20 protein-coding genes, 2 tRNA genes and 1 pseudogene are annotated in these 21,572 nt (G+C 52.3%); all 23 read left to right on the top strand.

What is annotated here, in order from left to right; genetic code table 11:
- The first annotated feature begins 151 nt into the window (after positions 1 to 151).
- Entirely contained in the window at positions 152 to 790 is a 639-nt protein-coding gene (locus OR1_RS21580; protein WP_160295240.1) for an O-methyltransferase, read from the top strand.
- On the top strand, positions 787 to 2,151 hold the full coding sequence (locus OR1_RS10770; RefSeq protein WP_041971873.1) for an NAD(P)/FAD-dependent oxidoreductase: 1,365 nt from the start codon (positions 787 to 789) through the stop codon (positions 2,149 to 2,151). Before OR1_RS21580 ends, OR1_RS10770 begins: the two co-directional genes overlap by 4 nt.
- 36 nt (positions 2,152 to 2,187) lie before the next feature.
- Positions 2,188 to 2,611 (top strand): annotated as a pseudogene (locus OR1_RS10775) (hypothetical protein).
- 9 nt (positions 2,612 to 2,620) lie between these two features.
- Positions 2,621 to 3,742 carry a DegT/DnrJ/EryC1/StrS aminotransferase family protein gene (locus OR1_RS10780; RefSeq protein ID WP_041971875.1) on the top strand — a complete coding sequence of 374 codons (1,122 nt, stop codon included), beginning with the start codon at positions 2,621 to 2,623 and terminating at the stop codon, positions 3,740 to 3,742.
- Positions 3,739 to 4,512, top strand: a complete 774-nt coding sequence (locus OR1_RS10785) for a class I SAM-dependent methyltransferase (RefSeq protein ID WP_041971876.1) — start codon at positions 3,739 to 3,741, stop codon at positions 4,510 to 4,512. The genes OR1_RS10780 and OR1_RS10785 overlap by 4 nt, the downstream gene beginning before the upstream one ends.
- Before the next feature lie 47 nt (positions 4,513 to 4,559).
- Positions 4,560 to 5,606, top strand: coding sequence for a glycosyltransferase family 9 protein (locus tag OR1_RS10790; RefSeq protein WP_237754276.1), 1,047 nt, complete (start codon positions 4,560 to 4,562; stop codon positions 5,604 to 5,606).
- 56 nt (positions 5,607 to 5,662) lie between these two features.
- Positions 5,663 to 5,737: transfer RNA gene (locus OR1_RS10795), tRNA-Val, on the top strand.
- Between the two features lie 74 nt (positions 5,738 to 5,811).
- Positions 5,812 to 7,722 carry a threonine--tRNA ligase gene (thrS, locus tag OR1_RS10800; RefSeq protein WP_193377102.1) on the top strand — a complete coding sequence of 637 codons (1,911 nt, stop codon included), beginning with the start codon at positions 5,812 to 5,814 and terminating at the stop codon, positions 7,720 to 7,722.
- A gap of 69 nt (positions 7,723 to 7,791) precedes the next feature.
- Positions 7,792 to 8,304 carry a translation initiation factor IF-3 gene (gene infC / locus OR1_RS10805; protein ID WP_041971880.1) on the top strand — a complete coding sequence of 171 codons (513 nt, stop codon included), beginning with the start codon at positions 7,792 to 7,794 and terminating at the stop codon, positions 8,302 to 8,304.
- Positions 8,305 to 8,321: 17 nt separating this feature from the next.
- Positions 8,322 to 8,519, top strand: a complete 198-nt coding sequence (gene rpmI, locus OR1_RS10810; protein ID WP_041971881.1) for a 50S ribosomal protein L35 — start codon at positions 8,322 to 8,324, stop codon at positions 8,517 to 8,519.
- A 150-nt stretch (positions 8,520 to 8,669) separates the two neighbouring features.
- Entirely contained in the window at positions 8,670 to 9,023 is a 354-nt protein-coding gene (gene rplT / locus OR1_RS10815; protein ID WP_041971882.1) for a 50S ribosomal protein L20, read from the top strand.
- 77 nt (positions 9,024 to 9,100) lie between these two features.
- Positions 9,101 to 10,117 carry a phenylalanine--tRNA ligase subunit alpha gene (gene pheS / locus OR1_RS10820; RefSeq protein WP_041971992.1) on the top strand — a complete coding sequence of 339 codons (1,017 nt, stop codon included), beginning with the start codon at positions 9,101 to 9,103 and terminating at the stop codon, positions 10,115 to 10,117.
- A gap of 36 nt (positions 10,118 to 10,153) precedes the next feature.
- Positions 10,154 to 12,559 (top strand): phenylalanine--tRNA ligase subunit beta, encoded by a 2,406-nt coding sequence (gene pheT / locus OR1_RS10825; protein WP_041971883.1) that lies wholly within the window; start codon positions 10,154 to 10,156, stop codon positions 12,557 to 12,559.
- Positions 12,560 to 12,652: 93 nt separating this feature from the next.
- A complete protein-coding gene (locus OR1_RS10830) occupies positions 12,653 to 12,931 on the top strand; it encodes an integration host factor subunit alpha (RefSeq protein ID WP_041971884.1) in 279 nt (92 codons plus the stop codon).
- A gap of 10 nt (positions 12,932 to 12,941) precedes the next feature.
- Entirely contained in the window at positions 12,942 to 13,301 is a 360-nt protein-coding gene (locus OR1_RS10835) for a MerR family transcriptional regulator (protein WP_041971886.1), read from the top strand.
- 8 nt (positions 13,302 to 13,309) lie between these two features.
- Positions 13,310 to 13,386: transfer RNA gene (locus OR1_RS10840), tRNA-Pro, on the top strand.
- A gap of 669 nt (positions 13,387 to 14,055) precedes the next feature.
- Positions 14,056 to 15,513 carry an ATP-binding protein gene (locus OR1_RS10845; protein WP_041971887.1) on the top strand — a complete coding sequence of 486 codons (1,458 nt, stop codon included), beginning with the start codon at positions 14,056 to 14,058 and terminating at the stop codon, positions 15,511 to 15,513.
- Positions 15,510 to 16,127, top strand: coding sequence for a hypothetical protein (locus OR1_RS10850; protein ID WP_041971888.1), 618 nt, complete (start codon positions 15,510 to 15,512; stop codon positions 16,125 to 16,127). The genes OR1_RS10845 and OR1_RS10850 overlap by 4 nt, the downstream gene beginning before the upstream one ends.
- The gene (locus OR1_RS10855) at positions 16,111 to 18,090 is read left to right on the top strand and encodes a hypothetical protein (RefSeq protein ID WP_041971889.1); all 1,980 of its coding nucleotides are present in this window, start codon (positions 16,111 to 16,113) and stop codon (positions 18,088 to 18,090) included. Before OR1_RS10850 ends, OR1_RS10855 begins: the two co-directional genes overlap by 17 nt.
- Positions 18,011 to 19,450 carry a nitrate reductase subunit beta gene (gene narH / locus OR1_RS10860; RefSeq protein ID WP_041971890.1) on the top strand — a complete coding sequence of 480 codons (1,440 nt, stop codon included), beginning with the start codon at positions 18,011 to 18,013 and terminating at the stop codon, positions 19,448 to 19,450. The genes OR1_RS10855 and narH overlap by 80 nt, the downstream gene beginning before the upstream one ends.
- Positions 19,451 to 19,482: 32 nt before the next feature.
- On the top strand, positions 19,483 to 20,016 hold the full coding sequence (gene narJ / locus OR1_RS10865; protein ID WP_052440386.1) for a nitrate reductase molybdenum cofactor assembly chaperone: 534 nt from the start codon (positions 19,483 to 19,485) through the stop codon (positions 20,014 to 20,016).
- A gap of 2 nt (positions 20,017 to 20,018) precedes the next feature.
- Positions 20,019 to 20,684 carry a respiratory nitrate reductase subunit gamma gene (gene narI, locus OR1_RS10870; RefSeq protein ID WP_041971891.1) on the top strand — a complete coding sequence of 222 codons (666 nt, stop codon included), beginning with the start codon at positions 20,019 to 20,021 and terminating at the stop codon, positions 20,682 to 20,684.
- A 42-nt stretch (positions 20,685 to 20,726) separates the two neighbouring features.
- Positions 20,727 to 21,275 carry a hemerythrin domain-containing protein gene (locus tag OR1_RS10875; protein ID WP_041971892.1) on the top strand — a complete coding sequence of 183 codons (549 nt, stop codon included), beginning with the start codon at positions 20,727 to 20,729 and terminating at the stop codon, positions 21,273 to 21,275.
- The last annotated feature ends 297 nt before the right edge of the window (positions 21,276 to 21,572 follow it).

The following is a 21,572-nucleotide window of genomic DNA, read 5'->3' on the forward strand; positions in this document are numbered from 1 at the left end:
ATAAAGCCTAAATATTTTCCTGTTGTCAATTGATAGAAGGGCAAAGAATGATCTGTGCTTTACTTAAATATTCGAGGATATGGCTTGAATTGTTTTATTTGTTGAAAAAAACGAACAACATATTCTTTATAAGGAAAAAACCCGTCATGCCTTGCATGGCAGTTTAAAGCCAACCGATGCGTTGCTTCTAAGAAATATTCTCCTTAAGCACAAACCAAAATGTATTCTTGAAGTTGGCAGTTTTATTGGAGTCTCTTCCCGCTGGATTTTGGAAGTTGTATCTGAATGGAAAGGTCACTTGACCAGTATTGATCCAAATATACCTCATAGAGTTTTTGTAAATCCAAAATTCTATATGCAACAATTAAATAGCAAATTCCTTCCGGGCAATCTTGACATAATTACCGCATTTTTCGGTGTGTACGGCGGTACTTGCCTTGCGTGTCCAATTTCTGATGCCGGTAAACATTACAATGTTCAACAGATGGGTGATATTCAATCTATTGATTCAAGTTGGGATCGGAGATTTGATTTCATATTCATTGATGGAGAGCATTCCTACGAAGCAGTTATGAATAATTTTGATATCTCCGTTCATTTACTGAAAGAGGGGGGCTGCATAGTATTTCATGATGTCCTGTCCCGGGAAGGGGTCATGAAAGGTCTGCGTGAAATTGAGCTACAATACAACGGAAAAGCTGAAGTAAAAATATTAGGGGAGCGGGATAGAAAACTCCTTGGTTTGATTGGCAGAGCGAACGACGGTATAGGGTTTTTCCGGTTCTTATGAAATATGAATTTGTTATCATCGGTGCCGGACCATGTGGCCTTGGGGCGGCATACCACTTGGACAAGCTGGGGCATGCGGACTGGCGGATTCTTGAGCGGAGCGACCATGTCGGCGGTCTTGCCGCTTCGTATGTCGACAGCAATGGTTTTACCTGGGACGTAGGGGGGCATGTCCTCTTCTCGCATTACGACTATTTTGACCGGGCGGTCGAGGAGTCACTGGGAGATGCATATTACGAACATCTCCGCGAGAGCTGGGTCCGTATCCTCGGCACCTGGGTCCCATACCCGTTCCAGAACAATATCCGGCACCTCCCGGATGAAGCATTGCAGGAGTGCCTGCATGGACTGCGGTCACTGTCCGGAGATCCGTCTGCTGCTGCAAATTTCCGGGAGTGGATGGAGTCGGTTTTTGGCGCCGGGATTGTCAAGTATTTCATGGAGCCATACAACAGTAAGGTCTGGGGGATGCCGCTCGAATCGATGAGCAGGGAGTGGATCGGTGAGCGAGTCAGTGTTGTGGATCTTAGCCGGATCGAACGGAACATTGCGGAGCAGCGCGATGATGTCAGTTGGGGGCCGAACAACCGGTTCCGGTTTCCAAAACAGGGTGGTACCGGTGCGATTTTCGAGGGGATCGTGCGGCCGTTCAAAGACCGGATCAGCTTCGGATGCGATGTCTGCGCAATAGACTTTGGCAATAAGGTCGTTCGGTGCCGGAACGGCGAGGAGTACCATTACGACATCCTGATCAACAGCTCTCCGGTCGATGTCCTGGTCGAGCAATCGGTCGATGCCCCTGAGCCGTTGCGTGATGCCGTTTCCGGGCTTGTTCACAACAGCGGACTCATAGTGGGTCTCGGGTTCTCAGGCAGGCGGGTCGACCCGAAATGCTGGATGTATTTTCCGGAAAGCAGCTCCCCGTTTTACCGGGTCACCAATTTTTACAATTATTCTCCGAACAATGTGCCGAGGGGAGATGTCGGGCGGTTCTTCTCCCTGATGTGCGAAACGACCTATTCGCCGCATAAACCGGTTGATAGCGCAACAATCATCGCGACAACGATAGCCGGTCTCGTAAATTCAGGTATGATCGAATCCGGACAGGCAAATGATATTGTCAGCCGCTACCTCATCGATATCCCATACTCCTACCCGGTCCCGTCACTGACCAGAGACCGGGCGCTCGCGGTTATCCACCCATACCTTGAGGCGCAAGGGGTCTATTCCCGTGGCCGGTTCGGCGCCTGGCAGTATGAGGTGGGGAACATGGACCACTCATTCATGCAGGGGGTGGAGGTGGTGGACCGGATCATGACCGGTGCGACCGAACAGACCTTCAAAGGCGGGAATCAGAAATGACAATTTGCAGTGGCAGCTTACTCCTGGGAGTATGGAATGCTTGAAACTATCAAAGCCGGAGAGCAGGTGATCGCTCTAATTGTCCGTAATGATTTCAGGGAGGCGGGGGTGCAGTTTTTTCACTCCGGTCAACTATTCCCAGCAGCTTGCCTATATGCATCATCCGGTCGGAAAGATCATTGAATCTCATCTGCATGAGCCGGTACCGCGTGAGGTTATCTACACCCAGGAGGTGTTATTGGTGAAGCGGGGCAAGCTTCGGGTGGATTTTTACGATGACAGCCAAAGGTTTTTGGAGAGCCGCATTTTGTCGGGAGGGGATGTCATCCTGCTGGCATCAGGCGGCCATGGTTTTGAAGTCCTGGAAGAGGTCGAGATGATCGAGGTCAAGCAGGGGCCGTATGCCGGGGATCAGGACAAGACCCGCTTTAACGGCGTCTCAACAGAAGATGGGAACTAGGCGCAGCCAATGGACAATGACTTTATCCCGGTAAACGAACCTCTTCTCGACGGCAACGAGAGGAAGTACCTGCTCGAGTGTATTGATACTGGCTGGATATCCTCTGAAGGGCCATTTGTCAAGGAGTTCGAGGCCAAATTCGCTGCCAGGGTGGGGCGAAAGCACGGCATAGCGGTCTGCAACGGCACTGCAGCACTCGAAGCAGCGGTGGCAGCGCTGGGGATCGGGGCAGGCGATGAAGTGATCATGCCGGCGTTCACCATCATATCCTGCGCTGCGGCAGTTGTCCGGGCCGGTGCCAGGCCGGTATTGGTCGACAGCGATCCCCTCACCTGGAACATGGATGTGAGCAAGATTGAAGGTGTGATTACCCCGCGCACCAAGGCGATCATGGCTGTACATACTTACGGTTTGCCCGTCGATATGGGGCCGGTGCTCGATATTGCGGCGAGATACGGGCTGAAAGTGATAGAAGACGCCGCTGAAGCCCATGGCCTGTCCTATCGTGATCGTCCCTGCGGATCGTTCGGCGAACTGTCCACGTTCAGTTTTTATCCGAACAAGCATGTGACCACCGGAGAAGGCGGCATGGTCGTTACCGATGACGATCTCCTCGCCGAACGGTGCCGTTCGCTTCGCAATCTCTGCTTTCAGACCGGAAAACGCTTCGTGCACGAGGAGTTGGGGTTCAATTTCCGGATGACGAATCTGCAGGCTGCTCTCGGCCTGGCCCAGCTGGAACGGCTGGACAATTTTATCTCCCGGAAGCACCTTATGGGCAGGCGTTACACCGATCTGCTGTCCGGCACCAGCGGGTTACAGCTGCCGCTGGCCCATACCGATTACGCCGATAATATCTACTGGGTCTACGGGGTGGTGATTGACGACTCGGTAGCGATGGCTGCCGAGCAGCTGATGCAGCTTCTGGGAGAGCGCAACATCGGTACCCGGCCGTTTTTCTGGCCGATGCACGAGCAGCCGGTATTCCGGCGTATGGGGCTGTTCGGCGGGGAGAGTCACCCCGTTGCCGAGCGCCTGGCGCTGCGGGGCTTTTATATCCCCAGTGGCCTTGCCCTTAATGATGCCCAGATGGATGTAGTTGCTCTACGGTTGAGGGAGCTTTTCTCATGACGGTTTTCGCCGATTATTCACGCTATTACGATCTTCTCTATCGCGACAAGGATTATGCGACCGAGGTGGATTTTGTCGAACAGCTCATCAGGGCGCACTGTCCGTCGGCGTCTGCCATACTTGAGCTCGGGTGCGGCACCGGGCGCCATGCCGAGCTTCTGGCCGAACGGGGATACCGGATTCATGGCGTCGACCTGAGCGAAGGGATGCTGGCAAGTGCGGAACAGCGGCGCCAGGTTTTGTCCGACGCCATGCGGGAGAAACTTGCGTTTTCGCATGGGGACGTCAGGAGTGTCCGTATACCGGAGCGGTTTGATACGGTCGTTTCTTTATTTCATGTAGCGAGTTATATGACCGCCAATAATGATCTTGAACAGCTCTTTGCCACGGCCAGTATGCACCTGCAACCGGGCGGGCTTTTTCTCTTCGATTGCTGGTATGGCCCGGCAGTTCTCGAAGACCGGCCATCGGTGCGGGTCAAGCGTCTGGCAGACGAAGAGCTGGAAATTACCAGAATCGCAGAGCCTGTGATGCATCCGAACGAGAATGTGGTGGATGTGAACTACGAGGTCCATATATTTAACCGGAAGACGCAGGCCCACAACCGGGTCAAAGAATGCCATCGCATGCGTTACCTGTTCGTGCCGGAGATGCAGTCCCTGTTCGCTTCCCACGGCATGATCCCGGTATTTTTCACTGAATGGCTGACCGGCAGGGAACCGGGATTCGATACGTGGAACATCTGTGTCGGCGGTGTGGTACAAGGGTGAAGATAACCCTGCTCAAGAAACTGGACCAGTTGTTAGGAGCCTTTCTTGTGCGGTTTTTAGCGGCACCGCCTGCTGGAACAATCCCGCTGGGCGGGCCATTGTCGATCCTTCTGATCCGACCGGGCGGAATTGGCGATGCGGTTCATCTGATCCCGGCAATCAACTCAATAAGAGAGAAGTTCCCGGATGCCGCCATTGACCTGCTCGCGGAAAAGAGAAATGCCGCTATCTTCGGTCTGTGCCGGGAGATCCGCACGACAAGGCGTTATGATGTTCCAGGCGAGCTTGTTGCTGCAATGCGCAGTTCCTATGACGTGGTGATCGATTCCGAGCAGTGGCATCGTCTCTCCGCGGCAGTTGCCAGGCTTATCGGCGCCCCTGTGCTCGTCGGCTTTGCCACCAATGAACGGAGCAGGCTGTTCAATTACCCGGTTCCGTATTCACAAGATGATTACGAGGCCGCGAGTTTTTACCGGCTGCTGCAACCGTTCGGGATAGACACTCCGGCTGATGTTGTTTTTCCCTGGCTGTCGGTACCAGCCGCTGCTGCCGACAAGGTTGCCGGACTCCTGAGCGGTCTGGAAGCAAACCGGTTTGTGGCCGTTTTCCCCGGTGCCAGCATCCCGGAACGGCGCTGGGGCATGGACCGGTTCCGGACTCTGGCCCGAAGGTTGTCGGAGCGGAGCATCCCGGTGGTCGTGATCGGTGGCCGGGAAGATGCCGCTGAGGGGGACGGAATAGTGCAGGGGCTCCCGGCAATATCCCTGGCCGGGAAGACCAGCCTGCTGGAAACGGCTGCGGTAATCGACCGCGGTGCTCTCCTGGTGAGCGGCGATTCCGGGGTGTTGCATATCGGGGTCGGACTGGGGAAGGCCACGGTATCGCTGTTCGGGTCGGGTATCGCCGCCAAATGGGCGCCCAGGGGGGATAACCACGTTGTAGTCAACAAAGGGCTCTCCTGCTCACCCTGCACCAGATTCGGTTATACGCCAACATGCCTAAACAGAGCGAAATGCATTGCGGAAATTTCGCCTGACGAGGTATATTCCGCCGTCATTTCGTGTCTGGCCCGTAAAAACAGCCTGATTGTCTAACAATTTGCTTGACAACAAAGAGCGGCATTGATAATAATCACCTTCGTTTTGCTTACAGGCGCGTAGCTCAGGGGTAGAGCACTAGCTCGACACGCTAGGGGTCGGCGGTTCGAAACCGCCCGCGCCTACCATGCATTCCAGTCTGCACCAAACGGCGGATACGGGGCATCGATGTTCGATGCCTCTTTCTGTTAAGGGGCTTATAATGAGCGTAATAGCCGTTAAATTGCCGGACGGTTCCAGCCGTTCTCTTCCTGAAGGCGCAACAGTGCGCGACCTTGCGGCGGCCATCGGCGCCGGCCTTGCCAAGGCAGCCATTGCCGGAAAGGTCAACGGCGAGCTGGTCGACGTTTATGCGCCGCTAACTGATGCTGCCGAGGTGGCAATCATTACCGATAAAAGCGCCGAGGGGCTGGACATTATCCGGCACTCCACGTCGCATCTGATGGCCCAGGCGGTCAAAGCACTCTTTCCCGCAGCCAAGGTGACCATCGGCCCCTCGATCGAGACCGGTTTTTACTACGATTTCGATGTGGAGCAGCCTTTCAGTCCTGAAGATCTGGAGAAGATCGAAGAAAAGATGCGGGAGCTGGCCAAGGCCGATATCCCGATCCGGCGCGAGCAGCTGTCAAAAGACGACGCAATCGTTCTGTTCAAGGATATGGGCGAGGATTACAAGGTCGAGATCATCAGCGATCTCGATGCCGATACGGTTTCCCTTTACCGTCAGGGGGATTTTGTCGATCTTTGCCGTGGTCCGCATCTGCCGTCGACCTCGTGGTGCAAGGCATTCAAGATTACCTCCATTGCCGGCGCCTACTGGCGGGGGAATGAAAACAACCGGATGCTCCAGCGGGTATATGGCACCGCCTTTAGCGACAAGAAGGAACTTGACGCCTATCTTGAGCGGCTGGAGGAGGCGAAGCGCCGTGATCATCGTAAACTAGGCCGCGAGCTGGATCTCTTCTCCTTTTCCGATGAAGTGGGGGCAGGTTTTGCAATCTGGCACCCGAAAGGGGCGTTGCTCCGGACCATCATCGAAGATTTCGAGCGGAAAGAGCATCTCAAGAGAGATTATGACATAGTTGTCGGACCGCAGATCCTCAAGACCGAGCTCTGGCAGCGGTCCGGGCATTACGAGAACTATCGTGAGAACATGTATTTTACGGAAGTCGACGAACAGGGGTTCGGCATCAAGCCGATGAACTGTCTGTCGCACATGATGATCTACAAGTCTCATCTGCGGAGTTATCGCGACCTGCCGCTCCGGTTCTTCGAGCTGGGGACGGTTCACCGTCACGAGCGTGCCGGCGTGTTGCACGGACTGCTGCGCGTCCGCTGCTTTACCCAGGACGATGCCCATATCCTCTGTACCCCGGAACAGCTTGACAGCGAGATCAAAGGGGTCATTTCCTTTGTCAACGACGTCATGGGGATATTCGGTTTCCAGTATGAGATGGAACTTTCCACCAGGCCGGATAAATCCATCGGCTCGGACGAGGACTGGGAGCGGGCGACCAACGCCCTTCTCGGGGCTCTGAAGGACAGCGGTCGCGAGTTCGAGATTAATGAGGGCGATGGCGCGTTTTATGGGCCCAAGATCGATATCAAACTGCGCGATTGTCTTGACAGAAGGTGGCAGTGTGCTACAATCCAGTGCGATTTTACCCTGCCAGAGCGGTTCGATCTGACTTATGTGGATGCGAATGGTGAGCGCAAACGCCCAGTCATGGTCCACAGGGTCATACTCGGTTCGATCGAGAGGTTTATCGGCGTTCTGATCGAGCACTTTGCCGGGAACTTCCCGGTCTGGTTATCCCCGGTGCAGGCAATGGTCATGACCGTCACCGACAGTCAGCAGCCTTATGCGCAGCAGGTTTACGAGACCTTGCGGGGAGCCGGAATCAGGGTTCAGAAGGATTTCCGGAACGAAAAGCTCGGGTTTAAGATCCGTGAAGCGCAATTGCAGAAGGTTCCGTACATGCTGGTCATCGGCGATCGTGAAGTAGAAACCGCGACCGTCACCCCCCGGTTCCGGGATGGCAGCAATTTGGAGCCGATGAAGGCCGATTCGTTTGCGGAGTTTATTATCAAGGAATCTGCAAACCACAAATAATTCCGCTATGTTAAGAATTTTGCGGCAGATGGAGCAAGTACGAATTCTTTTTAATCAGGAGGTGGTACCATAGCTAAACCGACCGTAAACATCAATCAGGCCATAAGGGCTCGTGAAGTAAGGGTCATCGGCCCGGAGAGCGAGCAGCTCGGCATACTCACACTTGGTGAGGCTTTGGCTATGGCGGCAGAAAAGGAACTCGATCTTGTAGAGGTTTCACCTACAGCGGTTCCACCGGTATGCCGGATAATGGATTTCGGAAAATTCAAGTATCAGCAGAGCAAGAAGCTTCAGGAAGCCAAGAAAAAGCAGGTTCAGGTTCAGCTGAAAGAGGTGAAGCTGAGACCCAAGACCGATGATCATGACCTTGATTTTAAAGTCAAGCATGTCAAGCGGTTCCTTGAAGAGGGGAACAAGGCCAAGATTACCATGGTTTTCCGTGGTCGTGAGATAACGCACACCAATCTTGGTTTGGAGATCCTTGAAAAGATTTCTGAAGAGCTTCAGGAAGTTGCAGTTATAGAAGTAAGACCGAAAATGGAAGGGCGCAGCATGTATATGATTGTCGCCCCGAAAAAATAGATCGCAAGGAGATTGAAATGCCAAAGATTAAGACCAACCGCGGCGCTGCAAAGCGCTTCAAGAAAACCGGAACAGGAAAGATCAAGAGAAGCCACGCCTTTACCAGCCATATCCTGACCTCCAAAACCCGCAAGAACAAGCGCAACCTGCGCAAAGGGGCCATTGTCGAGGGTGTGGACGCGAAGAATATTGCCAGACTGATTCCGTACATGTAAAAGGTAAAAGCCGTGAATGGTGAAATGTGATTGTGAAGAAATATCTTCACTTTCACTGTTTCCAATTCACGTTGCAACAGTTGCCGAGAACCGTGAGGAAACGTCTCCCCTTGCGGATCAGGTGAAATACAAGAAAAAGAGGAGTAGAACATGCCACGCGCAAAACGAGGATTTAAAGCGAGACAGAGAAGAAACAAGGTGTTGAAGCTCGCAAAAGGGTACCGCGGTGCCAGGAGTAAACTTTTCCGGAGTGCCACCGAGGCGGTGGATCGCGCCCTTAATTACGCGTTCCGCGACCGACGTGTCAAGAAGAGGGATTTCCGTGCCCTCTGGATTACCCGCATCAATGCCGCAGCACGTCTGAACGGGCTTACCTACAGCAAGCTGATCCATGGCCTCAAAGTGGCCAATGTCGCTATTGACCGCAAGGTTATGGCTGATATCGCAGTGTCCGACCCTGCAGGGTTCTCTGCCATCGCCGCCACGGCAAAAGCCAGCGTCTAAAGCTTGCGAACCGATAAAAGGGAAATGGGAGCTACTCTCATTTCCCTTTTTTTATCAAAAGGCCAACAATCATGTCCATGAATGAACAACTGGAACAGCTCAAAACCAGGGCCCTTCAGGAGATAGCCGCAATTTCCGGTGAAGAGGAACTCCAGAACCTGAGAGTAAAATATCTCGGGAAAAAGGGGGAGCTGACATCCGTAATGAAGGGTATCGGCGCCCTTACGCCCGAGGAGCGTCCAAAGCTCGGTCAGGTGGTCAATGCGGTCAGAGACCTGCTGGAAGAGCGGATTGAATCGGTCCTTCAGCAGACCAGGAAAAATGCCAGGGATGCGAAGCTGCGCAGCGAACGGATCGATGTGACCCTGCCGGGCCGGCAGCAGCCAAAGGGCTCAAAGCACCCGGTATCGATGGTTATCGAAGAGGTGAGTGACATCTTTGCCGGCCTCGGGTTTCAGGTCGCCGAAGGGCCGGAGATTGAGCTCGATTACTACAACTTCGAGGCGCTCAATTTCCCCAAGGATCACCCTGCCAGGGATATGCAGGACACCTTTTTCGTTGAAAACGATCTGCTCCTGAGAACTCATACCTCTCCGGTCCAGATCAGGACCATGCTCAATCATGCGCCTCCGGTCCGGGTCATTGCTCCGGGCACGGTTTATCGCTGCGACTATGATGCGACCCACTCCCCCATGTTTCACCAGATCGAGGGATTCATGGTCGATAAGGGGATTACCTTTGCCGATCTTAAAGGGATCTTGACCATTTTTGTCACCCAGTACTTCGGCAAGGAGATCGGCGTCAGGCTGCGCCCGAGCTTTTTCCCGTTCACGGAGCCGTCCGCAGAGGTCGATATTGCCTGCGTGATCTGCAAAGGCAAGGGGTGCCGGGTCTGCAAGCAGTCGGGCTGGCTTGAGATACTCGGTGCCGGCATGGTTGATCCCGAGGTCTTTCGGCATGTGCAGTACGACCCGGAATCGGTTTCCGGTTTTGCCTTCGGCATGGGGATCGAACGGATTGCAATGCTCAAGTACGGGATCAACGACATGCGGTTGCTGTTTGAAAATGATCTCCGATTCCTCAGGCAGTTCTAGACGTAACTCATCCACGGTTCTTGAAAGAAAACGGATATGATAATCAGTTATAACTGGCTCAAAGAATTTGTCGATGTCGATCTATCTCCTGCCGATCTCTCGGCCATGCTCACCATGCTCGGACTTGAGGTGGAGCGGATGGAGGAGCGGTTCACCGGAATGGACAGCGTTGTCGTTGCCCTGGTGCAGGAAAAGGCCCAGCACCCCAATGCGGACAAGCTTTCCGTGTGCAAGGTGAACAACGGCAGCGAGATCCTCGATATCGTCTGCGGCGCCCAGAATTTCAAGGCCGGCGATAAGGTCGCCCTGGCCCAGATCGGCACTGTCCTGCCGGGTGATTTCAAGATCAAGAGGTCAAAAATCCGGGGCGAGGAATCATGCGGCATGCTCTGTTCGGAAAAGGAGTTGGGGATTGCCGATGAATCCGCCGGCATCATGATCCTGCCGCAGGACCTGCAACTCGGCGTACCTGTATTCGATGCGCTGGGGATGAAGGATGTGATCTTCGAGATTGGATTGACGCCGAACCGTTCGGATTGCCTGAGCATCATCGGCATTGCCCGCGAGGTCGCTGCCAAGCTTGGCAAAAAGGTCAGAAAGCAGGAGTTCGGTATTGTTGAAGGGGACAGAAAGGCTAACGAGTTCGCCTCTGTGACGATCGAGGACGCAGACCTCTGCCCCAGGTATGCTGCCCGTTATATCAGCGGCTGCAAGATCGGCCCGTCTCCCTCCTGGCTCGTGGAGAGACTCACGGCCGTGGGGATGCGCTCCATTAACAACGTCGTGGACGTCACTAACTATGTGCTGATGGAGTATGGCCACCCGCTCCATGCCTTTGATCACGATCAACTGGTCGAAGGGCGGATCGTCGTGAAAAGGGCAGGGGAAGGGGAGCGGTTTACCACCCTGGACGATCAGGAGCGGACACTGACCGCCGAAGATCTCACTATCCGTGACGGCGGCCGGGCAGTGGCTCTGGCCGGGATCATGGGGGGACAGAATTCAGAGATCTCCGACTCGACTGTCAATATTCTTCTGGAAAGCGCCTGGTTCAACCCTTCAGCAATTCGCCGAACCAGCAAGAGGCTGGGGATCCATTCCGAATCGTCCCATCGCTTCGAGCGCGGCGCCGATATCGAAGCCGTGCCGACAGCCCTGGACCGGGCCGCCTCGCTGATCTGCGAACTAGCCGGGGGTACCATTGCCGCCGGGATGATCGATGTCTATCCGGCTCCTTATTCTCCGCGGGCCATTACCTTGCGGCAGAATCGTATCGAGGAGTTGCTGGGGATTGCCATCACCCCTGAACATACGCGGCAGATTCTCGAAAGCCTAGAATGTTCCATAGCTGTTGAGGGTTCCGATTTGTGCCGGGTCACGGTACCGTCCTACCGGGTGGATCTGGAGCGGGAGATTGACCTGATCGAAGAGCTGGCAAGGATGTTCGGTTATGACAACATCCCGGTTACGATGCCGTACGCACGGGTAAGTTCAGACCGCCCCCCGCTTCATCAGCGTCTCGAACGTAAGGTGCGGGACCTGCTGGTGAGTTCCGGTTTCAACGAGGTCGTCAACTTCAGCTTCAGCCCGCAGGATGTGCCGGAAAAGATGCTTCTGCCCGCGGACGACCACCGTGCGGTCCATGTCAAGCTTCTGAATCCGTTGATCGACGAACATGCGGTCATGCGTACGACCCTGCTCCCCGGTCTTCTGGAAACATCCGCCCGCAATGCCAACTTCAGGGTGTTCAACCAGCGTATTTTCGAGTTGCGCCGAGTGTATCTCGTCAAGCCTGACGACGATTCTCCCAGCGAACCGCTGGTCCTTGGCGGGCTGCTCTCCGGGCTCAGAAGCCCCGAGGGGTGGAACCAGGGGAAAGACGAGGTCGATTTTTTCGATGCCAAGGGGGTCGTGGAAAATCTCTTTGATGCCTTGAATGTACCGGCAGTGAAATTTGAATCGCGAGAGATCGAGCCGTTCTACCATCCTGGCAAGGCCTGTACCGTGTTCTCAGCCGGGGAGCGGATCGGCTCCATAGGAGAGATTCATCCGACGGTGCAGGAGAATTATGCCATTGAAAAGCCGGTCTATTACTTCGAACTGGATATGAACCGCTTGGTCCCCAAAGTCAGCGAGAAGGTGGCAATCAGTGCGCCTTCCCGGTTCCCTGATGCGACCCGTGACATTGCCATGCTTCTCGACGATTCGGTCGCCGCAGATGCCATCAGCGCCTGTGTCAGCGCCCTGAAGATCAAGGAAATCGAGGAGCTGTTCCTGTTCGACCTGTACAAGGGTGAGCATATCCCGGCAGGCCAGAAGAGTATCGCGATCAGATTGCGTTACCGGCTCCCGGACCGTACCTTGACCGACGAGGAAGTAACTGCGCTCCATCAGCGTGTAGTCAACGCCCTGGTGAATAATCTCGGCGCTGCCATCAGGTAAAAAGGGGTTGATTATAATTCCCCCCTGTGCTATATACCTTCCGGCCGTCAGTAACGGAACTAATTCAACAAATTTAGATATTTTGAGGTAGATATGACCAAAGCTGACATAGTAGAAAAGATTTATGAAAAAGTCGGGTTTTCCAAGAAAGATTCGGCTGAGCTCGTTGAACTGGTTTTCGATATTATCAAGGGAACCCTTGAGACCGGTGACAAGATCAAGATCGCCGGTTTTGGAAATTTTGTAGTAAAAGACAAGGCTGACCGCCGCGGCAGAAACCCGCAGACCGGCGAAGAGATTACGATTACGGCCAGAAAGATCCTTACCTTCAAGCCGAGCCAGGTTTTAAAGGCTTCCTTGAACGCTGAATAGTCCAACGGAGATGGACCTCCCTCTCCCGGACAAGTTGTACTACAAGATAGGTGAAATCTCCAAAGCGCTGACTCTGAACCCGTCGGTACTAAGGTTTTGGGAAACGGAATTCAGCCAGCTGAAGCCCAGAAAAAGCTCGACCGGGCAAAGGCTCTATTCCAGGGACGACCTGGAATTGCTGATCAAAATACGTAAGCTTCTTTACAAGGATAAGTTGACCATAGAAGGAGCCCGCCGGGTGATCACCGGCATGGCGGCCCCACCGCCCACCCCTCCTGAGGAACCCCGGGAATCATCGGAAACGATAAGATCCCTGCTGCACGAGATCAGGACAGAACTGCAGATCTGCAGAAATATATTAGAAAGCTGACAGGTTATCGGTGCGTAGCGCAGCCTGGTAGCGCACCAGACTGGGGGTCTGGTGGTCGCTGGTTCGAATCCAGTCGCACCGACCATTTCAACAAAGGGGTTACGGAATTTCCGTAGCCCCTTTGTTTATGGTTTTGGTTATGAGAACAATACAGGGGTTGGCGGTGAAAGAGTATTTCTATTTGGGGACATGTGTGGGCCAGATTTGGGCCATACGCGGATCAGGTTATCTGAAACCAGTTATAAAGGGATGGGACATGAATGCAAATTTTGAATGTATGATTGGTAACATGCTGTAGTGATTGAATAAAAATGGCCAGGTTTGTTGACCTGGCCATCGATGAATCATGGTGGGCGCAGTAGGGATTGAACCTACGACCCCTGCCGTGTGAAGGTAAAATGAAGGTCTTGTACTGTATTGGTTAGAATGGTATTAAACGACATAACTATCCATAACTACATAGTATTATATCTCGTATAACTAAATGATCTTTTCCGCTTAACCTCTTTTTATCCCCGTTAACCACAAACATCTGGGCCCAGATATGAGATAGTAAAATTAAGTTTATTGAACATCGCCCTGCCTATGATACCCTTATTTTGATCATTTTTAATGGGGTAAATTGTATGATTGTGTTTTATATGATGCAAATACGTATCATACTTAAGTGTATTATTACCTCTTGTTGCCTGCTTGTGCCTAGGTTATAATGCAATATGGAATGATACAAAAAGGAATGAATAGGTAGACTGAAATGAAATTCTACAACCGCACAAGAGAACTTGATCGTCTTGGCGAGCTTACAGTCAAATCGTCAGGTAACGCACATCTGCTTGTAATATCCGGTAGAAGACGAATTGGTAAAACCGAATTGATCAGGCATTTCTCGGCCGGACGAAACGATTTTCTTTACTTTTTCGTGTCCAAAAAGAAGCCTCATGTGCTTTTAGATGAATTCACCGAAATTCTGGCAGAACGAATACCTATTCTTAAATCAGCCAAGGTGAAAAGCTTTGAAGCGCTTTTCTCCTTTATTTTTCATGAGATGAGCAATGGACCTCTCTACGTCGTATTTGATGAGTTTCAGAATTTTCAGCAGGTGGATGATTCCGTGTTTTCAACCCTGCAAAAATTGTGGGACGAAAACAAGCATCTTTTATCGGGTGCCATTATCTGCATCGGTTCAATACAGACCTTGATGAGGGACATCTTCGAAGGGAACAAGGAACCTCTGTTTGGCCGGGCGACTGCCAAAATACACCTCAAGCCACTTACGTCCGATGTAGTGGCCGAGATACTAGGTGATAACGCCTTGGAACCCTCAAAACATTTACTCCCGTACACATCAATGTTTGGCGGAGTCCCTAAGTACTATTTTCTCCTTGATCGTCACAAGTTGTTCAAAAAGAGTATGGAAGAGCGGTTGGTTCGTCTGTTCTGCGAACCTGATGCCATACTCCAGAACGAAGGACGAGAACTACTGATAGAAGAATTCGGCAAAAATTACCATCTGTATTTCTCAATATTACAGGTGATCGCCAGCGGCGAAACCCAGATGGCGCGCATCGCAGACAGCGCCGGCATCAGTGTCAGCAGCATAAGCAAATATCTTGATGAGCTGGTCAGTTACTACCAGGTTGTCGAACGAAGGTTGCCGGTTACCTCTTCGCGGGAAGATCAGAAATCCGGCCGATATCATGTTTCTGATCCACTCCTCAAATTCTGGTTTCGGTACATATATAGAAACCAGAGCCTGATAGGTCTGGGAGAATCTCATCGCCTGGGGGAGAAAATTCAAAAAGATCTGTCGACGTATATGGGATGGACCTTTGAGGTCTTGATCAGGGACCTGCTGACTACCAGGAACAACGGATCACTAGTCCCGTTCGGATTTGACAAGATTGGCGGCTATTGGAACAGGAACGGTACCGTTGAAATTGATATAGTCGCTCTGGATAGTGATAGTAACCAGATCTTCTTTGGTGAATGCAAACTTAACGGGAATAAGTTCACTGCTGCCGATGCAAAAAGGTTCAAGGACAAGGCTGTTCATGTCAAATGGGGGGGAAAGGACAGAAGGGAATACTTTGCTCTCATCTCTCATGATGAGTTACATCCACAAACCGTAAGACTGCTCGAGGAAGAAGGCATAATCTGCATGGACTTGAAGAGTATCCTCATGTCAGTCGGTCCGGATTCGGCACTGGAATGAAAAACCCTACAGGAACAAAGCAGAAGGAGCATAAGGCGGTTGAGCTGAAAATGCATAGGGATATGGTCTCGATCGAGAGATTGAGACTAGAACTGACATACAGCGAATCGGTGCCTCCATCACTTCACTACAACCAGGCTGACTACACGCTTGCAATAGACAAGGGACTGAAACCGGAAGTCCTGTACCTACTCCTCCAACTGCATCCAGTCGTTGCCCTGGAACAAAGGGGTAAATTGAATGTTGTTTGTGGGAAGAGAATCTTTGAACTGGAAGCTTTCTTACTGCCACCGACTCAAAAGATCCACGTACTTATTCTCGATAAACACACATCTGCTGAGCAATTGGCACTGCTTCGATATATGGATATCGTTGTGGGGCCGCTTCTGCTCAGAACAGAGACATCCGCGGCCGAGATCTATCAGAGGGTCGATCAGCCGGGCATAAGAAAACAGGTTTGGCAGCCACCCCTGGATGAGGGTAAGAGCGCTTTTGCACGAGCGATTCATGTCACGCCCGCAGCCTTATCCTCTTTCTCATCAGGAAAACAGGGCAAGAAGGAAGCCGCTCAGGTTGAAGTTGCCCCTGTAAAAAAGAATGAACCTTCAGATTGATGAAAATTATTGCGATTTGGGCGTCTGGTCACCACTTTTTGCCGTACTGAAGGCAGACAGGTTGCCACGATTCGTCTTTAACGAAATGCTTCGCTTTGTTAACCCACCACCCAAGATCGAATCTTCTTTTGCCATCTTTGAAAATCTTGCGACTGTATTCAATTATTTTACTGCCATATTGAATGCTTACAGTCGCCAAGGCGAACTTGTCAAACAGGTTGCAAATTGGGAACGCTACTGCCTGGTTATTATCAGCAGGCGTAATGAGATTAACAACTCTCTCCCAAAGATGTTTAACTCCAGCAGCAAAACCGACGTCCCGCCGTTTCATAGTTATTACGAGTCACACCCCCTGGGTGTGGCACTCTGGTGCTCTCCATCGAATCCTGCCGAGCTGCACCGTTACAGGTTGTTGCAAGCCTACCTCTGCCTGTCAATTTATAAACTCATGTTGCTGGAAAATCAAAACCCTTATCTGCATAAGAACGCAAAGATATTGGCATGCCGCGCTGTCCGTAAATTGGCCCATTCGGAGCACGCTAAGATTCTTTCGGCGCTGCCACTGACAGTCGTAACTCTGGAAGAGTATCGTCATGCCTTTATAAGGTTTGTGAAAGATGAAGAATTCCAACCTCTTATAGCTCTCTTTAATTTGGCCCTCGGGTTGACACAGGGAAAGGAGAAAGGGAAGGGGGGCGGGAAGCGAAACCAAAATCCATTTAAGAAACCGCGGCAGACTGTTGAATTCGGCGATGACGATGAACCGGCAAAGAGAGAAAGAATTGATGTAATCACATACACAAAGGGGAGTATTGCCGAGCAGAAAGCCAGAAAGAAAAGCCTGTGTGCGCCTGATGAGTTCGAATCCGCTCAAGAGTTCCTCGATTGTTCTGAGCCTGGTCCTGACCCATCCGGTGGTCTAAGTCCGGGCCAGCAATACATAATTGCCAAGATGGCGGCATCTGCCATAGCGTTACACAACCAACGGTTGGCTACCGACTGGGATCAACTCACATCCCATGAAATTGGGGTATTTCTAAAAGAACTGAAAAGACTTGCCATAAGGGATGATGACATCTGTGGAGTAAAATCCCAAGAACTGGCAACATTTCTGGCAATAGTCTTCTGGACTTCTGCGAGTACAAAAACGGCTGCCAATACAGTACGGGTGCCTGCTGCGGCTGCGTGCGAAGCAGCACTTGGTATCTGCTGGAGCAGCGAACAGGATGCCACCTGGGTCATCAAGCCATTTGTTCCCAGATTGAAACTTGTACCTAAATCCATACTGGAAGCCCAGGCCCTGCCTCTCGCTGTGCGCTTTACCATTGATATCCCGACTGAGGCTACTGCCATTATCGGTCGCCGTTTAAACAAGATGAACCCCTCTTTCCGATCAGTGAGAATTTTTCATAGCAAGCCAGCCGACCTTGAGCAGGCCGCCGATCATTTCTTCAGCGATCTTCGTCATCGTGAAGGCGGACGACAGTCCTTGCAACGTATTTCCGGATGCCTCCATAGTTTACTGACAAGAATGCCCGGGTCCGACATTACCGCAGCAATGTCGATTACCGGAAAGAATGACCCTCTCGGCGTGGTTCCTGTCCATTACACGGCAAATGAGATCGAGCGCCTGAAAGGACTCTACCGCTGTGCCTGCTTCGAACTGGCAAATGCCCACGCTCCGGAAGCGGCGGAAGCCAAAGAGAATAGCGCTGATAGCACAGAACCAGTAAAGGCAAAATATTATGTCGGCAGCAGGTTTGTTCCGAAAGAGAAGGTCGTTACCAAGCTTGTACTCGACCTGCGCGAAAGGATTGAGAAAGCGAGAGAAGTTTACCGTGATAACGGAGACCCAGTTCAGCTGCACAATGACTTGACCGTATATCGGCTGCCACACTTGCAGCATTGCCTGCAAGAACATCTGGACCGATCGTCATGGCACCGAGTACATGTGGTGGAATAATGTGGAAACAAAGCCAGGGACCGGCTATCCCACCCTTTGGGAGGACCAGGGTAAGTACCGTGGTGGTTGGGAGAAACGGGGCAAATCTGTCCGTTTGCGTCTTCACAATAGGGGTGAAGGGCTGGCGAACATTTTCTACAACCCATCCCTTCCTTCCCTCGATGACTACTACGAGCCGTGGAGCTACCGCTACGGTGACTTGACCAGCGCTCCGTCAGGGGATGACCAGCCGGTTGCGCGGCCGGTTTCCATGATCACCGGCAGAGAAATGACGATCGAAGCGGGTCCCAACTGGGACGATGACCTGGGTGGCTCGGGAATCTACGCCGCCGGTGACATCAACCTTGCCGCACTGACCACAGAGGAGCGACAACAGCTATTCCTTCTTGAGCGGCTGGTCTTTTTTCATCTCCCTCGGATCTGTAATCATTGCCTCAACCCTGGATGCGTTGCCGCATGTCCGACCGGAGCCATCTACAAGCGTGGGGAGGATGGGATTGTCCTCGTAAGCCAGGAGAAGTGCCGGGCATGGCGGATGTGCGTCTCCGGTTGCCCTTACAAGAAGGTCTACTTCAACTGGAAGACCGGGAAATCGGAGAAATGCATTCTCTGCTATCCACGGCAGGAGACGTGCCAGTCACCGGCCTGTTTTCACTCCTGTGTTGGCAGGATTCGCTATCTTGGTACCCTGCTCTATGACGCGGATGGAATCGAACGGTGCGCGTCCCTCCCTGACCATGAACTGGTGGAGGCCCAGCGAGAACTAATTCTCGATCCAGGCGACCCGAGAGTGTGTCAAAAGGCCAGGGAAGACGGCGTTCACGAGGCGATTATTGAAGCGGCTAAGAAATCGCCAGTCTATAACTTCGTCAAAGAATGGGGGCTGGCGCTTCCGCTCCATCCCGAGGCCCGTACACTTCCCATGCTCTTCTATGTCCCGCCACTCCTGCCTGTTGCCGCCACCATGGAAGATGGGAAATACGATTTGGGCGGTCTCCCTTTTGACGATCAGGTGACGGGGCGTCTTCCCATCCGCTACTTCGCTGCGCTCTTTGCCGCTGGCAACGATCAGCCGGTCCGGGCAGCATACCGGAAACTCCATGCTGTTCGCCTTCATCGACGGCGTGAGACGGTGGGAGATATCCCGGAGGAGCTGGTACAACAGGCACTGGAGGAAGCAGGGTCCACTTCTCAAGAGGCTGAGGCGATCTACAGGATGACCTCACTTGCGACCTTTGCGGAGCGTCATGTAGTTCCACCATTCCTGCGGGAAATGGCTATCGAGGCCACGACCGACCCGTTTGAGCGGAAAGAGTCGACTGGAGCAGGCTTCATCCGCCCGCCAAAAAGAGGTTGGTAGGTAATAATCTGAGCTTCTGAGGAGCAACACCCATGCAGAAAAATCGACTTTATGCCGATATCCTAGACTACCCGGCGCCAGTTCTCGTCGAAAGGCTCGAAGAGCTTCTACCGCTTATCGCAAGGGCCCATGGGCAAGCCACTCAACTTTTGCAGCAGTTCCGGGAATTCGTTGTGGGAAATCCCCTTGAGAAGCTGGAAGAGATATATACCGTAACGTTCGATCTGCAACCGCTATGTTCCCCTTACATCGGGTATCAGCTGTTCGGCGAGGAATACCGGCGCGGCATGTTCATGGCCCGGCTCCGGGAGCACTACCGGTCCAACGGGTTCGCTGCTGGAGATGATCTGCCGGACCATCTCTGCGTCATCCTTCGTTTTCTTGCCAGCCGGGAGCCTGGGGAAGTGGAGGGTGAGCTCATCACGGACTGCATGATTCCGGCTCTAGGAAAAATGCTTGAAGGGTTTACCAAATCAACGAACCCATACCGAGAGGCGCTTCAGTCACTTCTTTTGCTGATGGGAGACTATCCAGGGAGCAATACTTCTGAGTCAGAGGAGGATTAATCATGGCAGATATGCTCCTCTATGTTGTGTTTCCTTATGTGGCAACGGCCCTGGCGATCGTTGGTGGGTTCTATCGATATTTCAACGACCGGTTTTCCCTTTCCAGTCTTTCTGCACAACTCCTGGAGCACCGGCTCCTGTTCTGGGGAGTGGTCCCCTGGCATTACGGTATAATTCCGATCCTGCTTGCTCACCTGCTGGCCATTATCTTTCCCGGCTGGTGGGGTTTTCTCCTCGGTGGGCCCGACCGGCTCACTGCATTGGAGGTGGTTGGAATGGCGCTTGGAATGCTGACTTTAGTCGGCATAGTCATCCTGATCCTCCGACGGCTGGTAGACACAAAGATTCGGGCAGTGACCTCGGGCATGGACTGGCTTCTGCTGGCGCTTCTTTTTTTGCAGGTGGCTTTGGGGGTTCATGTTGCCATGACTTACCGTTGGGGCTCGCTCTGGTATCTCCACACCGCTGTTCCGTGGCTTCGCTCCCTGGCGATTCTCCACCCCGATCCATCACCAGTGGTCCATCTGCCTGTTGCAGTAAAGCTTCACATGGTGAATGCAGTCATAATCATACTGCTATTTCCCTTTACCAGACTGGTACATATCTTCACCTTTCCCGCCCGTTACTTGCTGCGCTCCTGGCAGCTGGTATGGTGGAACAAACATTAAACCATTGGTGAGTGAAAACTGATAAATCGATTGGAGGAGCAGATGAAAAAAAGGGCAACACAGACACTCGAAGAGGAACATCACATCATCCAGAAGGTTGTGGGCGTTATGGCAATCTTGGTTGAAGATTTGGACAAAGGAAAGAAGCCGGAGGTCGGGATTCTCAGGAATCTGGTGGAGTTCATGCAAGTATTTGCTGATAAATGCCATCACGGCAAAGAAGAGAGCATACTCTTCCCACTCCTTGAATCAAAAGGTGTGCCGGTGAACGGCTGTCCCCTGGGGATTCTCATTCATGAGCATCAGAATGGCAGGAAGCTCGTTGCGGAGCTGGGCGAGGCCACCGAGGCTTATGTGGAGGGAAAGCCGGAGGGCCATAACCTTTTGCGCACAAGCCTGCAAGGATTGGTGAATCTCTACCCTAACCATATCTGGAAGGAAGACTATCTCCTCTTTCCCATGACCGACAAGATTCTGAACGAGGAAGAACAACAGGATCTGGTAGAGAAATTTGAACTGGTGGAAAGAACTATCGGTTTGGACGTCCATCACCGGTTTGAACAGTTGGCAGCCACTCTGGCTGAGAAATAAAGGTCTCACAAAAGGGAGATTGCCATTTTACACTGTTCTTCAATTAGGGAAAAACCATGCACAAAACAAAATTTTAAACCACTTTTGTTAAAACTATCGGCGAGATTGTCGCCACCGATTTCCGGTTCGCCAAGGTCTTTGAAGCAATAGGATCGATTTCTGCTGTGGCGGCAATTTTTCTTTCGTGGCCCGAAAGATCGCCGTTGTTAATGGCGAGCACCACCTCGAAGTAATCCAGGTCGCAACCATTTTTTAAAAGATTGCAACCGATCCAATATAGTACATAGTTGTTTTCTG

Origin of the sequence: Geobacter sp. OR-1, from assembly GCF_000813145.1 — a bacterium.
Classification (GTDB): domain Bacteria; phylum Desulfobacterota; class Desulfuromonadia; order Geobacterales; family DSM-12255; genus Geoanaerobacter.